Here is a 15,037-nt window from a genome sequence, read left to right on the forward strand (position 1 = left end):
TGGGATTCAGGCTTTTTTAAATTCTACCTCTTCTTACGGCCTAACCCCATAGCGTTTTCCATTTTCTTTAATGTCTTATTAGCCACTAAGTTTGCTTTTTCTGCACCTTCATCTAATATACGGTCAAGTTCGGGTGAATCAAGTAATTCATAGTATCTTTCTTGTATTGGTGTAAAGAAGTTGACAACGACATCGGCTAGGTCACTTTTAAAATCACCGTAGCCTTTCCCTTCGTACATTCCTTCAATTTCAGAAATAGTTTTTCCACCCAAGATAGAGTAAATTGATAATAGGTTTGATATGCCAGGTTTGTTTTCTTTATCGAATTTAACAATCCCTTCAGAATCTGTCACAGCACTCTTGATTTTTTTCACCATTTGCTTTGGATCATCTAAAGGTGTGATATTAGCTTTTTGGTTTGGATCGGATTTGCTCATTTTTTTCGTTGGTTCTTGCAGAGACATAATTCTTGCACCAACCTTAGGAATACTTATTTCAGGAATAGTTAAAATGTCTCTGTATTTTTTATTAAAACGTTCTGCTAAGTCACGAGTTAATTCCATATGCTGCTTCTGATCTTCGCCAACAGGAACTAAATCCGTATTATATAGAAGAATATCGGCTGCCATAAGAGGAGGGTAAGTTAATAAACTTGCCTGTACTGCCTCTTTCCCTGTGGATTTATCTTTGAATTGAGTCATTCTTTCTAATTCTCCGATATAGGCTACACACTGCATCAACCATCCCGCTTGAGCATGAGCAGGAACCTCTGACTGAACAAACAATGTGGCTTTGTTTGGATCAATTCCAACTGCTAGATACAATGCAGCTAAACTTCGGATATTTTTCCGCAGAATTCCTGGGTCCTGCGGAACGGTAATGGCATGCTGGTCTACGATACAAAAAAAGCAATTGTATTCGTTTTGCATTTCTACAAATTGTTTCAACGCTCCAATATAGTTACCGAGTGTTATCGTTCCACTTGGCTGAATACCAGAAAAAATCGTTTTCATAATCATTTCCTCCTAAAAAATATATAAAAAAACCATTCATCCCCTAAAACGAATAGGGACGAATGGTTCGCGGTACCACCCTAAATTACTCAAAAAAGAGTCACTCATTGCTAAAACCATCTCGAAGACAATTTAGCCACCTTTTAACGCAAGGTTACGTCTAATCCTACTTATATATAACATAGAAATAATTTGTTCAGATAGAGGCTCCAAAGTCCATTCCGTATTTATTCGTGTTTGTTTCCACCACCCACAAACTCTCTGATCCGAATGTAAATACGTACTACTCTTTATCATCGCCTTTTAAGCAACTATACAATTGTACTTATTATAATGAAACGAATAATTATTTTCAAGTCAGTTAAAAATAATATATGACAAGGGCAATAATCATAAACAGTCCATTAATAAGCCCGTAAAAAGCTAAGGGCTTTTGGTTGAATGTAACAAGTTCTGATAAAGGAGGTATTTCATCAAATCGTCTTTTATTATGACCTCTTTGAAACGCAAAACTGAAAGATTTTGAAATGACGTCATAAAAGCCTGAATGGATAGTATAAACAAGCAAGGAAGTAAGCAAGAGTCCTGCTGAAAAATAAAAAGATATATTGATATAGCTTAACAAGGACACTTTGTGATTATTAATAAAAGAAATAAAAATAATCACTAGTTGTATGAATGCTATAATTAGGAGTTTTTTTTTAAGTTGATAATTCACTAAATAACCTCCAAAAGATTGATTTAATAGGGGTTTACTTAAGTATATTATATTAAAAATCCGTATAAGTCTAAATTATAACATAGGAAAATGTAATGATAACGTAAAGAATGTTTCTGAAATGTAAATAAACTTCAAAAAAATAATGTACAATTTCAAGAAAATATGTATAATAGAGAATGTAGTAATTTTTCAGAATAATAGAAAAGGGAGGTCTACTAGTGAAGAAATCAAAACTTTCACTACTATTAGTACTATCACTAGTTCTCAGCATGTTCCTTGCAGCATGTTCGGGCGGAAACAAGAATGAAGGTACGTCCAAAAATGAAGGCGATAATAAAGCCGGCACTGAAGAAACCCAATTAGCAGATGAGCAAGTTCTAAATGTTCTTGAGTCTGCAGAAATTCCTTCAATGGACAGCGTAATGTCTCAAGACGTATTGAGCTTCACAATGTTAAATGCTACAAACGAAGGTTTATATCGTTTAGATCCAGACCAAAAAGTTATTCCTGGCGTTGCTGAAGCAGCACCAACTTATAATGATGATAAATCTGTTATCACAATTAAATTAAAACAAGATACAAAATGGTCAAATGGTGACCCTGTAACTGCACATGACTTTGTATTTGCATGGCAACGTGCAATTGATCCTAAAGTTGCTGCTCCATACGGTGCATACTTCATGGAAGGCAAAATCAAAAATGCATCTGAAATTGTTGCTGGAAAAGCAAAACTTGATGATTTAGGTATTAAAGCAGTAGATGATTATACTTTGGAAATTACATTAGTAAGACCACTTCCATACATCGAATCTTACTTAACTTTCCCATTGTTCTTCCCACAAAACAAAAAGTTTGTTGAAGCGGAAGGCGATAACTATGCGAAAGATGCAACACACCTACTTTACAATGGTCCGTTTAAAATGACTAAATGGGATGGTCCAACAGGAACTGAGTGGGTATTAGAAAAGAATGCTGATTATGTAAATGCAAAGGACGTTACTTTAGAGAAAATTAACTTTAACGTTTCTAAAGATCCACAAGCATCTGCAAACGCGTATACTGCTGGTGAAGCTGATATCACACCAAAACTTGCACAAGCGGCAATTCTTTCACAATTTGAAGGACAAAAAGATTTACTTCGCTATCAAGAACCATCAATCTGGTGGTTAAAAATGAACGAAAAGAACCCAGCATTAAAGAATGTTAATATCCGTAAAGCAATTGCTTTAACTGTGGACAAAAAAGCTTTAACTGAAGATGTATTAGCAAACGGATCCATCCCTGCTGATTTCTTAGTTCCAAAAGGATTCTCTTTTGACACAAATAATAAAGACTTCCGTGAAACTACAGGAACTTACTTAAGCACTAACAAAGAAGAAGCTAAAAAGCTTTGGGAACAAGGTCTTAAAGAAACAGGACTTAAAGAAGTTAAGTTTACTTATGTAGGTCAAGATACTGAAACTTCAAAAGTAACTGATGCATTCGTTAAAGATCAGTTAGAGAAAAACTTACCAGGATTAAAAATTACAATCGAAGCAGTTCCTTTCAAAATTCGTATCGCTCGTGAAGATGCTGAAGATTATGATTTATTAATGGGTGGTTGGGGACCTGACTACGCTGACCCAATGACTTATATGGATCTATGGGTAACTAACGGCGGACAAAACCACATGAGCTATAGCAATCCTGAATTTGATAAGTTAATCAAATCAGCTAGTGAAGAACTTGTAGCTAAGCCACAAGATCGTTGGAAAGCTCTTCAAGATGCAGAAAAAATCTTGTTAGAAGATGATGCGGCTATCGCACCATTATACCAACGTTCAGTGAACCTATTAATCAATCCTAAGGTTCAAGGTTTTGCTCACCATGCATTTGGTCCTGACTATAGTTACCAGTGGATTAAAATCACAAAATAGTAACTATAACTAATCAAATAAAAAGAGAGTATATTTACCAATATACTCTCTTTTTACCTGTGTTAGAATTGTCGTAAGATGTCGAAAATTCAAAATAATTAGGAGGTGTAGGCATGGTCAAATATATACTAAAACGTGTTGGCTATATGATTATTACACTTTTTATTGTAACATCGCTTACCTTTTTCCTCATGAAGCTAATTCCAGGTAGTCCTTTTAATAACTTCGAAAAGCTATCTGAAGTTCAGCGAAATATTTTGCTGGATAAATATGGCTTGAACGACCCCCTGCCTGTTCAATATTTTAACTATATGATGAACTTGGTAAAAGGGGATTTAGGAGTTTCCTTCCAATTTGATAATACCCCTGTGACAGAACTTATTGCTAATCGCCTTGGACCTTCTGCACAATTAGGTTTTCAAGCAATGGTTGTAGGCTCAATTTTAGGTATTTTATTAGGTGTAATTGCTGCTCTAAAGCAAAACACTTGGATAGATTACGGTTCTACTTTTATCGCAGTAGTTGGTAAATCAATCCCATCATTTATTTTTGCTGGATTAATGCAGTATTATATTTCGGTAAAGTTAGGCTGGCTTCCAGTAATGTTATGGAAAGGACCTGAATATACAATTCTTCCTACTATTGCACTAGCGATGTTTCCAATCTCGATTGCAGCGCGTTTTATGCGTACTGAAATGGTTGAAGTATTAGGGTCTGATTATATAACTTTGGCGAGAGCTAAAGGTGCGAGCCGCTGGCAGATTAGCTTTAAGCATGCTTTAAGAAATGCGTTAATACCTGTAGTTACTGTTTTAGGGCCATTAGCTGTTAGTTTAATGACTGGCTCACTTGTTATTGAGCAAATTTTTGGAATCCCAGGAATTGGTGAGCAGTTCGTTAAATCTATTAATATGAATGATTACCCCGTTATTATGGGTACTAACATTTTATTTGCGGTCCTATTTATCGTAGTAATCTTAATTGTTGATATTCTTTATGGAATCATCGACCCACGTATTCGTGTATCGGGGGGGAAAACTAAATGAGCAACAAAGACATAACAATTTCAAAGGATATGTTTGCTCCTGTCCATATTGATCCATCAAAAAGTGAAAAGATTGCCAAACCAAGTTTGAATTTCTGGCAAGATTCATGGCTAAGAGTCAGGAAAAATAAAGGTGCTGTAGTCAGCATGGTCATTCTAGTTATAATGATATTAATGGCCTTTGTTGGTCCAATGATTACGCCATATTCTTACGATACGCAAAACACAAAACATAATAATTTACCACCGCGAATTCAAGGTTTAGAAGATGTTCACTGGCTTCCTTTTGATGGAACATTGTCAAGAAGAGATGGTACTGTTTATAACGCGTATGAAGTTCGTAAAGTGGATGCCTATTATTGGTTCGGTACGGATAATTTAGGCCGAGATCAATTTGCACGTGTTTGGAAAGGTACACAAGTATCGTTATTTATCGCTTTTATGGCTGCGTTAATCGATATGGCTATTGGGGTTGCATATGGAGCCATATCGGGTTATCTAGGTGGACGAATAGATAGTGTAATGCAGAGGATTATCGAGGTTATTGTGGGTATTCCGAACCTGATTGTTGTTGTATTGATGATACTCGTGTTAAAACCAGGTATTATCCCAATTATTATTGCCTTAACCATTACAGGATGGACTAGTATGGCTCGTGTGGTACGTGCGCAAGTATTAAAATTTAAAGGTCAGGAATTTGTACTTGCAGCAAAAACCTTAGGTGCATCAAATTCGTCTATCATTTTTAAACACATGATTCCAAATATGTTTGGAGTAATTATTATTAATACGATGTTTTCTATCCCGAATGCCATTTTCTTCGAAGCATTTTTAAGTTTTATCGGGTTAGGATTACAGGAACCTCATGCATCTCTTGGAACATTAGTAAATGCAGGATTTAAATCTATGATTGCTTTTCCTTATCAAATGATTATTCCTTCCATTATGATTGCGTTAATCATGGTATGCTTCAACCTTGTTGCAGACGGATTACGTGATGCATTGGATCCAAAAATGCGTGATTAGAAGGCAGGTGGATGTAAATGGAGAAAATTTTAGAAGTTAAAGACTTAAATATATCGTTTCATACTTTTTCAGGAGAAGTTAAAGCTATCCGTGGCGTAAGTTTTGATTTATATAATGGTGAAACCTTAGCTATTGTAGGTGAATCTGGTTCAGGTAAATCTGTAACCACGAAATCAATCATGCGTTTACTTCCTGAGCACAATTCAGAGATTAAAGGCGGACAGATTTTATTTGGTGGTAAGGATTTAACAAAATTAAAAGATAAAGACATGCAAAAAATCCGTGGAAAAGATATATCAATGATTTTTCAGGATCCGATGACATCTTTAAATCCAACTATGAAAATTGGCAACCAGATTATGGAACCACTTATTAAGCACCAAAACATGAGCAGACACGCAGCAAAGGAAAGAGCAATTGAATTATTAAAGCTAGTTGGTATTCCTAAGGCGGAGTTACGTGTGGATCAATATCCGCATCAGTTCTCTGGTGGTATGAGACAAAGGGTTGTTATCGCTATTGCTTTGGCATGTAACCCGAAAGTACTCATTGCGGATGAACCTACAACTGCACTTGACGTAACCATTCAAGCACAAATTCTTGAATTAATGAAAGATTTGCAAAAGAAAATTGATACATCAATTATTTTTATTACACACGATCTCGGTGTGGTGGCAAATGTAGCTGACCGTGTTGCTGTTATGTACGGAGGAAAAATCGTTGAAATTGGGACTGCTGATGAGATTTTCTATAATCCAAAGCATCCGTATACATGGGGATTAATTAGTTCGATGCCTGATATGGATACCCAAGATGATGAACTATTCTCTATTCCGGGAACACCACCAGATTTATTAGATCCACCAAAAGGGGATGCGTTTGCCCCACGTAATCCATTTGTAATGAAGATAGATTTAGAGCAAGAACCACCGTTCTTCAAAGTGTCGGATACGCATTATGCTGCAACATGGCTGCTGCATCCAGATGCACCAAAAGTCGAACCGCCAGCTGCTGTTCTAAGACGGCAAAATCAATTTTCTGGTAATGCTGATTTAGTCAAAGTTGGAAATGCTGGTCAAGCTTCATTCCCTGAAAATAAGGAGGGGAAATAAATGGCTGTAAATGAAAAATTACTTGAGATCAAAAATCTCAAGCAATATTTTAATGAAGGTAAAACAAATGAAGTAAAAGCTGTTGATAATGTATCCTTTGATATTTATAAAGGTGAAGTAATGGGCCTTGTTGGTGAGTCAGGCTGTGGTAAATCCACAACAGGACGTACAATTATCCGTTTGTATGATGCTACTGGTGGAGAAGTTTTATACGATGGAGTAAATGTTCATGGGAAAAAATCAAAGAAACAATTAAAAGAATTCAACCGAAAAATGCAAATGATCTTTCAAGACCCTTATGCATCTTTAAATCCTAGATTAAAAATAGCAGATGTTATTGCCGAGGGAATTGATATTCATGGTTTAGCAAAGTCTAAGGAAGACAGGATGGAGCAAGTATATGAGCTCCTAGAAACCGTGGGCTTGAATAGAGAGCATGCAAACCGTTATCCACATGAGTTTAGTGGTGGTCAGCGTCAACGGATAGGAATTGCACGTGCCCTTGCTGTTCAACCTGAATTTATAATTGCTGATGAACCGATTTCAGCACTGGATGTTTCTATCCAAGCTCAGGTTGTAAACCTGATGAGAAAACTGCAAAAAGAGAAGAGCTTGACCTATCTGTTTATTGCTCATGATCTTTCAATGGTTAAATACATTAGTGATCGGATCGGTGTTATGTATTTTGGTAAAATGGTCGAGCTTGCATCTGCGGATGATCTCTATAAAAACCCACTTCATCCTTATACACAATCACTTTTATCAGCAATTCCATCACCAGATCCAATCAGTGAACGGACTCGTAAACGGAAATCGTATGACCCGGCAAGTCATAATTACGATCCTAATGAACCAGTGGAATTTAGAGAAGTTACACCTGGTCACTTTGTATTATGTTCTGAGAAAGAATTCAAACAATACCAAGCACAATCTAGATAATCATAAAAAAACGATCTCGCTTTTGAGATCGTTTTTTTTTACCTGTTAATGGCAATATTTAAGGGTTCTTATTTCCGATTTCCCCCAACTGTTTTCCATCCAGTCTGGTATTTGGCACTTTCATCAACAAATTCACTTCGATTTTTACCACCGAATACCTTCTCACCAAAACTGTTCGTAATAACACCCATTAAGGCTGTGATTCCTACAATTAATAAAGCAACAATCGTTAAATCCAATATGTATGAGCCCATGGTAATAACCCCTCCATTAATTAGATATTTGTGGTGCAAATTTAATATCCCCTACTTTATTGTAAAAGAACTTACCGTTGATTTAAAGAGGAAATTAAATTACATCGACAAGTTTTCAATAATCAAATGAATGCGTTTTCATTTCGATTTTATAATTGAGAATAGATTTAAGGTTTAATTCTCTTGAAAGTAGGGTAACTCAATCTTATAAGTAATTTATTTCATGAAGACCCTCGTTTTATCAATTATTGTAGGCGAACATTATAACAGATGAATAATTATGAGTGCAAAAATACAGATAAATTAATTAAAAAATATGAAACTTTTAGGTGAATTATTCGTCTAATATAGTATAATCGAAATTTTTGAATGTTTTGCTCTAACAATATTTTTTGGAAAAAGGGATACCCTTTTAAGAAACAGTGGTGTATAATCAATGATATAAATTACTTATTTATAATTATTATTGAAATTGGTATTACCTGATTATAACCAAATCGTTTGATTCAATATAATGGATATTAAATAATAGTCTCAATTAAAAGAGGAGTGTGAAGATCGAATGGTAACACTATACACTTCACCAAGTTGTACATCATGTAGAAAAGCAAAATCGTGGTTAGAAGAACATGAAATTCCATACACAGAGAGAAATATTTTCTCAGAACCATTAACCATGGAAGAGATTAAAGAGATTCTTCGAATGACCGAAGATGGTACCGATGAAATTATTTCTACTAGATCAAAGACATTTCAAAAATTAGACGTTAACCTGGATGCCATGCCGTTACAAGATTTATTTGGGTTAATCAAAGAAAATCCAGGGCTATTACGACGCCCGATCATCATTGATGAAAAGCGATTACAGGTTGGGTATAATGAGGATGAAATCAGACGGTTCCTTCCAAGAAGAGTCAGAACGTTCCAGCTGCGCGAAGCACAGCGAATGGTTAATTAAATAAATAGGCCTTCATATAGGAGGTCTTTTTTTGTATTTAAAAATTATAGGTTATTATTTGTAGTTTCAGTGTGACTTTGCTACAATAAAAAGAATATCGTACTGCTAATTTTAGGCATTATCACGGTTTTTAGATTTTAGCCTTTTTTATTTCCCTTATTAGTACTTTTATCATAAAATAAAGTACACGAGTATTTACTTTTAGCCCTTTGATAATTCTTTTAGATATAAGTAAATGCTAAGGCAGTATCTGCTTGGGGGTATTTAGTCCCTTCAATCTGGCAAACGGAAGGGAGAGGTTTAGATGGAGATTGAACGCATTAATGAAAATACAGTAAAATTTTACATTTCATATGGTGATATAGAAGAACGAGGCTTTGACCGTGAGGAAATCTGGTACAATCGGGAACGAAGTGAAGAACTCTTTTGGGAAATGATGGATGAAGTTCATGATGAAGAAGAGTTTGTTATTGAAGGCCCTCTATGGATCCAAGTTCAAGCACTTGATAAAGGTTTAGAAATCCTGGTTACTAAAGCACAACTTTCAAAGGATGGTCAAAAGTTTGAATTACCCATTCCAAATGACAAACTAAAAGACCTTCCAGTTGATGAACACATTGATGAGATTCTGGATCATCATTTCAATCCTAATCATACAGATGAGGAAGATATATTGCATGAGGAAGAAACCTTAGAATTCCTTATCGGTTTTAGAGATTTTGAGGATGTCATTAGTTTATCTAATCGGGCAGGTTTAGATGACTTAGTCACAAGGCTTTATCATTTTGAGGGGAAATATTATCTATTTACAGAATTTCCTGAAGACTTATTTGAAGAAGATGAAATTGATGATATATTAAGTATTTTGCTTGAATACGGTTTTGAGACACAACTTACGATACATCGAATTCAAGAGTATGGGAAAGAGATAATTTCTGATAATGTTTTTGTTGAATTACGAAAACATTTCCGCTAACTAATGAACCGATTTCAATTTTGAAATCGGTATTTTTAGCATTAATTATTTTGGAAATAAATTCTGGCAGGTGAGGACACTGAAAAACACGGTAAGGGTTATTCTATTTTTGTTGGTATTATCCATACTTTGGTTTTTCTTTAAGGATCGTTTAGCTAGTGGAATATTTGGAATCCTGAGTGTACTTGTTACACTGTCGGTCATATTCATAGGCTTTGTAATTTTCCTTGAAAACCGCCGCCATCCAACACAAACGATTACATGGTTAGTCGTATTAGGCAGCTTTCCGTTGGTTGGTTTTATTTTTTACCTCCTCTTTGGAAGAAACTATCGTAAGGAAAAGATGTTTAGAAAAAAATATTTCCTAGATAAGCAAGCTTTTTTGACTGTCGAAGGGGAAGAAGATCCGAGAAATGATGAAAAACTTAGTTTAATGGGTGAACATCAAGGGAAATTATTTAACTTGGCTCAAAAACTAGGGAATAGCCCAATCTCCTTTGACACTGCTACAAAAATATTAACAAACGGTGAGGAAACCTTTCAGCATATTATTGAGCAATTAAAAAAGGCTAGACATCATATCCATCTGGAATATTATATTGTTCGTCACGATCATATTGGGCAGGAAATTAAAAATCTACTGATTGAGAAAGCCCATCAAGGTGTTAAGGTACGTTTTTTATATGACGCAGTGGGTTCTTGGCAGCTTTCAAAATCTTATATTAGTGAACTCAAAAATGAGGGGATTGAAATGGTCACGTTTGGACCTGTAAAACTCCCGTTTTTAAATAATAAATTTAATTTCCGTAATCACCGTAAAATGATCATCATTGATGGAAATATCGGCTTTGTAGGCGGGCTAAATATTGGAGATGAATATCTGGGGAGAAATAAACAGATAGGGTTCTGGCGTGATACTCATCTAATGCTTCGAGGAGAGGCAGTAAGAACGCTGCAGTTAATTTTTTTACAAGACTGGTATTATATGACCAATCACAGTTTCTTAACGGCCGAATACCTATCACCTCAAATTGATCATGAAAGTCATGGCGGGGTACAGCTCATTGCTGGAGGACCGGATAATGAGTGGAGTGTGATTAAGAATATTTTTTTCTCCATGATTGCAAGTGCAGAGAAATCAGTTTGGATTGCCTCCCCTTATTTTATTCCTGATGAAGACATTTTTTCAGCCATAAAAGTAGCTGCACTTAGTGGCATTGATGTACGACTTCTTGTACCAAATAAACCGGATAAACGGATTGTCTTTCATGCTTCAAGGTCTTACTTTCCAGAACTTTTGGACGCAGGAGTTAAAGTTTATGAATATGAGCGGGGGTTTATGCACAGTAAGATTGTCATTGTTGATTATGAATTGGCCTCGATTGGTACATCCAATATGGATATGAGGAGTTTTCATTTAAATTTCGAGGTAAATGCTTTCTTATTCCGTACAAATAGCACACAACAGCTCGTTGAGGAATATTTAAATGACCTTGAATTTTCCAAACAATTGGATAAAGAAACCTTTGATGGCAGACATCTTGGTTTTAAGGTACTGGAATCGACGGCGAGACTACTTTCGCCGTTACTCTAAACTATAAAAAACTCGTCAATTGGCGAGTTTTTTTTTATGCTTTAAAAGGTTTTTATCGAATTTTGACGAATTTAGATAGAGAAAGGAGGAGTGGAATAATTGTTAACGGCTCAAACAAAAATGGGTGAATGTATCTGTCTTGGCCTTGATTACAAAAAAGATTTTCTTTTAGAACTTCGCAGTAAGGAAGAATTTTTTTGCCCTATTTGTGGGGAAAGCGTTTTGCTCAAATTAGGCGATCAGCGCATATTTCATTTTGCCCATAAGCAAGGCGGAGTTTGTCATGATTTTTATGAGAATGAATCCATTTATCACATGGAGGGCAAACGTCAACTGTATCAGTGGCTGGTGAAACAAAAGATCCCTTCAATATTAGAGTACTATGATAAAGAGATTCAGCAGAGACCTGACATAATGTTCAAGTTTAATGGAGAGAAATTTGCATTAGAGTATCAATGTTCAACGATTCCAGAAAGTACACTTATCAAAAGGACCAATTCATATCTTCAAAACGGATATCATCCCATATGGATTATATCTAGCAGCCAAATCCATACGAAAAGAAATAATATGGTTACTTTGTCCAACTTTCAATACCTATTTTTAAGAACGTCTACTGCAGGAATGTTTTATATACCTTCCTATTGCCCTGAAAAACAGCAATTTCATTTTATTGGATCCGTTTCCCCTTACTCGATAAAAAATGCCTTTGCTCATCATACTTTTTATCCAATACGAAAAATGAACATGAATGAATTATTAGAACCAAAGATCAACAAACAAATAGATTTTTCTAGTTGGAACAAGCAAATTGAAAAATTTCTTCTTAATTGGACCTTACATCCTAGTAAACAGCATCATTCATTTCTCCATGAAATTTATAAAAGAAACCTTAATCTCTTCCTACTACCACCTGAAATTGGCCTTCCAATCCCTCATTCGTTAGTCATTCAAACTTCACCGATTATATGGCAAACCTACTTATTTATTGATTGTATTGACAACAAAAATATTGGTGATTTAATAACCCTGCAGGAAGTATCCTTCCATTTCAATAAAAGGATTCGTAGAAAAGAAATTGTCTTAAGAAATTTACCACAGGTTAAAACAGGGAAATCGTTATATGTGATACTTGATTACCTTTTATTGTTAGAGCAATTAGGTATTATTTCGAAAATGGGAGCAAGCACATTTCAATTGAAACAGAAAATATTTATTCCTAGGACAAATCGCGAAAAAGAAGAAGCGAAGGTTTTATTTTTTCAAAAATATCAGCGTTTCCTATCGAATAGATAAATGAAAACTAACAGAAGGGCATACTATAAAAGGTGTAAATAGTTTCCTTTCTGTGAATTGCTAAAAGGAGATTGGAAAGATAAGGAGAATACTATGTAATGATACTTCCTATCACAGGTAAATATAGAATGGAGGATGAAGGATGGCAAATGAAACAGCAATAAAATCACTGCCTGCAAGAAGTGAGATCCCTGAACAAGATACATGGAAATTAGAAGATATTTTTTCGAATGATCAGGAATGGGAAAAGGAATTTCAAGAAGTAAAAAGCCAAATCCCGGGAATTAAAGAATTTGAAGGGAAATTAGGTGAAAGTGCAGAGACGCTATATAAGGCGCTTCAATTTCAAGATAAATTGTTAGAACGAATTGGAAAGCTGTATACATATTCGCATATGCGCTATGACCAGGATACAACAAACTCTTTTTATCAAGGCCTGGATGACAGAATGAAAAATATGTATTCTCAAGCTGCCAGCCAATTAGCTTTTATTGTCCCTGAAATTCTTTCTTTAGATGAGAACCAAGTAACTAGTTTCTTAAGTGAAAAATCAGAATTAAAGCTCTATGAGCATGCACTAGCTGAAATTAATCTGCAAAGACCCCATGTCCTCACGGCAGAACAGGAAGCATTGCTAGCAGAAGCCAGCGAGGTAATGGATGCTTCTAGTAATACGTTCGGGATGTTGAATAATGCAGACCTTGAATTTCCATCTATTAAAGATGAAAATGGTACTGAGGTAGAAATTACTCATGGCCGCTATATTCGCTTTTTGGAAAGTGAAGACCCGCGGGTAAGACACGATGCCTTCAAAGCTGTATACAAGACCTATGGTGATTTTAAAAATACATTTTCAAGTACATTAAGCGGCAATGTGAAGAAGGATAATTTTAATGCACGAGTAAGAAAGTATGATTCAGCTAGACATGCTGCGCTTTCTGCTAACAATATCCCAGAAAGTGTGTACGACAACCTTGTAAATACGGTAACCGACAACCTTCATTTATTACATCGATATATAAAGCTTCGAAAAAAAGTACTGGGACTTGATGAACTTCATATGTATGATTTATTTACACCTCTTGTTAAAGATGTAAAAATGGAAATCAAATACGAAGAAGCGAAGGACTTAGTCATTAAAGGATTAGCCCCACTAGGTGAGGAATATTCAAAAATATTAACTGAGGGCTTTGAAAACCGCTGGGTTGATGTACATGAGAATAAAGGAAAACGGAGCGGCGCCTATTCATCAGGAGCATATGGGACACATCCATATATTCTAATGAACTGGCAGGATAATGTAAATAACTTATTTACGCTTGCCCATGAATTTGGCCATTCCGTGCACAGTTACTATACTCGAAAATCACAACCGTATCCTTACGGCAATTATTCAATTTTCGTTGCCGAGGTGGCTTCGACATGTAATGAAGCACTTTTAAACGACTATTTATTAAAAACAATTGATGATGAACAAAAACGTATATACTTACTCAACCATTACCTAGAAGGATTTAGAGGGACCGTGTTCCGTCAAACAATGTTTGCTGAGTTTGAACATATGATCCATCAAAAAGCACAAAATAATGAAGCCTTAACTGCTGAGGCATTAACTGAAAGTTATTACGCATTAAATAAAAAATATTTTGGCGAAGAAGATATTGTGATAGATGAGGAAATCGGATTAGAATGGGCGAGAATTCCACATTTTTATTACAATTATTATGTTTATCAGTATGCAACTGGTTTTAGTGCAGCTACAGCCCTTAGCAAGCAAATTTTAGAAGAAGGCGAACCTGCTGTGAAAAGGTATATTGACTTCCTAAGTGCAGGAAGCTCAGATTATCCGATTGAGGTTTTGAAAAAAGCTGGAGTTGATATGACTAGTGCAGAGCCAATAAAAAATGCTTGTAAGGTTTTTGAAGAAAAATTGAATGAATTAGAGCAATTATTAACTCAAGCATAATGAAAGGGATGGTGCCAAACTGGCTGCCATCCCTTTTTAAAATCCTCTAAATTTTTTCCGATCGTTAAGATAATTAACGAAGATAAATATTGAAACAAATAATATGGGGATACTTAACAATAAAGGGAAAATCTTTAACAAAGCAAGGATTTGAAGAAAGAAGGCAATTAAAATAAAAACAATCATAAGCATTAAAGGGAATTTTCTCATATAAACAGGCT

At 35.3% G+C, this 15,037-nt stretch carries 13 protein-coding genes and 1 other annotated feature; of the genes, 10 read left to right on the forward strand and 3 right to left on the reverse strand.

Annotation, left to right across the window (positions count from 1 at the left end; all coding sequences use genetic code 11):
• Positions 1-23 precede the first annotated feature (23 nt).
• The gene (trpS, locus tag ACE198_RS15080) at positions 24-1,016 is read right to left on the reverse strand and encodes a tryptophan--tRNA ligase (RefSeq protein ID WP_251456755.1); all 993 of its coding nucleotides are present in this window, start codon (positions 1,014-1,016) and stop codon (positions 24-26) included.
• A gap of 48 nt (positions 1,017-1,064) precedes the next feature.
• Positions 1,065-1,319, reverse strand: a binding site (T-box leader).
• 55 nt (positions 1,320-1,374) lie between these two features.
• Positions 1,375-1,731: a DUF3899 domain-containing protein gene (locus tag ACE198_RS15085; RefSeq protein ID WP_375376097.1), complete on the reverse strand. Its 357-nt coding sequence runs from the start codon at positions 1,729-1,731 to the stop codon at positions 1,375-1,377.
• 221 nt (positions 1,732-1,952) lie between these two features.
• Between ACE198_RS15085 and ACE198_RS15090 the strand changes: the two genes are divergently transcribed.
• From ACE198_RS15090 to ACE198_RS15110, 5 genes are all read left to right on the forward strand, one after another.
• Complete coding sequence (locus ACE198_RS15090) at positions 1,953-3,650, forward strand: peptide ABC transporter substrate-binding protein (RefSeq protein ID WP_251456458.1); 1,698 nt, start codon at positions 1,953-1,955, stop codon at positions 3,648-3,650.
• A 113-nt stretch (positions 3,651-3,763) separates the two neighbouring features.
• Positions 3,764-4,696: an oligopeptide ABC transporter permease gene (opp3b, locus tag ACE198_RS15095; RefSeq protein WP_098572450.1), complete on the forward strand. Its 933-nt coding sequence runs from the start codon at positions 3,764-3,766 to the stop codon at positions 4,694-4,696.
• Positions 4,693-5,721 (forward strand): oligopeptide ABC transporter permease, encoded by a 1,029-nt coding sequence (opp3C, locus tag ACE198_RS15100; RefSeq protein WP_098572451.1) that lies wholly within the window; start codon positions 4,693-4,695, stop codon positions 5,719-5,721. Before opp3b ends, opp3C begins: the two co-directional genes overlap by 4 nt.
• A 17-nt stretch (positions 5,722-5,738) precedes the next feature.
• Positions 5,739-6,833 carry an ABC transporter ATP-binding protein gene (locus tag ACE198_RS15105; RefSeq protein WP_098572452.1) on the forward strand — a complete coding sequence of 365 codons (1,095 nt, stop codon included), beginning with the start codon at positions 5,739-5,741 and terminating at the stop codon, positions 6,831-6,833.
• A complete protein-coding gene (locus ACE198_RS15110) occupies positions 6,834-7,772 on the forward strand; it encodes an ABC transporter ATP-binding protein (RefSeq protein WP_251456455.1) in 939 nt (312 codons plus the stop codon).
• A 68-nt stretch (positions 7,773-7,840) separates the two neighbouring features.
• Here ACE198_RS15110 and ACE198_RS15115 read toward each other — a convergent pair whose 3' ends face one another.
• Complete coding sequence (locus ACE198_RS15115; RefSeq protein WP_026566142.1) at positions 7,841-8,026, reverse strand: hypothetical protein; 186 nt, start codon at positions 8,024-8,026, stop codon at positions 7,841-7,843.
• Positions 8,027-8,588: 562 nt separating this feature from the next.
• On the opposite strand from ACE198_RS15115, the gene spxA reads away from it, so the two are divergent.
• The 5 genes from spxA (at position 8,589) to pepF (ending at position 14,816) form a co-directional block, all read left to right on the forward strand.
• On the forward strand, positions 8,589-8,984 hold the full coding sequence (gene spxA / locus ACE198_RS15120; protein ID WP_026566143.1) for a transcriptional regulator SpxA: 396 nt from the start codon (positions 8,589-8,591) through the stop codon (positions 8,982-8,984).
• Positions 8,985-9,288: 304 nt separating this feature from the next.
• Positions 9,289-9,960: an adaptor protein MecA gene (gene mecA / locus ACE198_RS15125; RefSeq protein ID WP_375376098.1), complete on the forward strand. Its 672-nt coding sequence runs from the start codon at positions 9,289-9,291 to the stop codon at positions 9,958-9,960.
• 79 nt (positions 9,961-10,039) lie between these two features.
• The gene (cls, locus tag ACE198_RS15130) at positions 10,040-11,554 is read left to right on the forward strand and encodes a cardiolipin synthase (protein WP_098572725.1); all 1,515 of its coding nucleotides are present in this window, start codon (positions 10,040-10,042) and stop codon (positions 11,552-11,554) included.
• Positions 11,555-11,653: 99 nt separating this feature from the next.
• On the forward strand, positions 11,654-12,850 hold the full coding sequence (locus ACE198_RS15135) for a competence protein CoiA (RefSeq protein WP_375376099.1): 1,197 nt from the start codon (positions 11,654-11,656) through the stop codon (positions 12,848-12,850).
• A gap of 142 nt (positions 12,851-12,992) precedes the next feature.
• Positions 12,993-14,816, forward strand: coding sequence for an oligoendopeptidase F (pepF, locus tag ACE198_RS15140; RefSeq protein ID WP_375376100.1), 1,824 nt, complete (start codon positions 12,993-12,995; stop codon positions 14,814-14,816).
• Positions 14,817-15,037 lie beyond the last annotated feature (221 nt).

Origin of the sequence: Neobacillus sp. KR4-4, from assembly GCF_042136325.1 — a bacterium.
Taxonomy (GTDB): domain Bacteria; phylum Bacillota; class Bacilli; order Bacillales; family Cytobacillaceae; genus Neobacillus.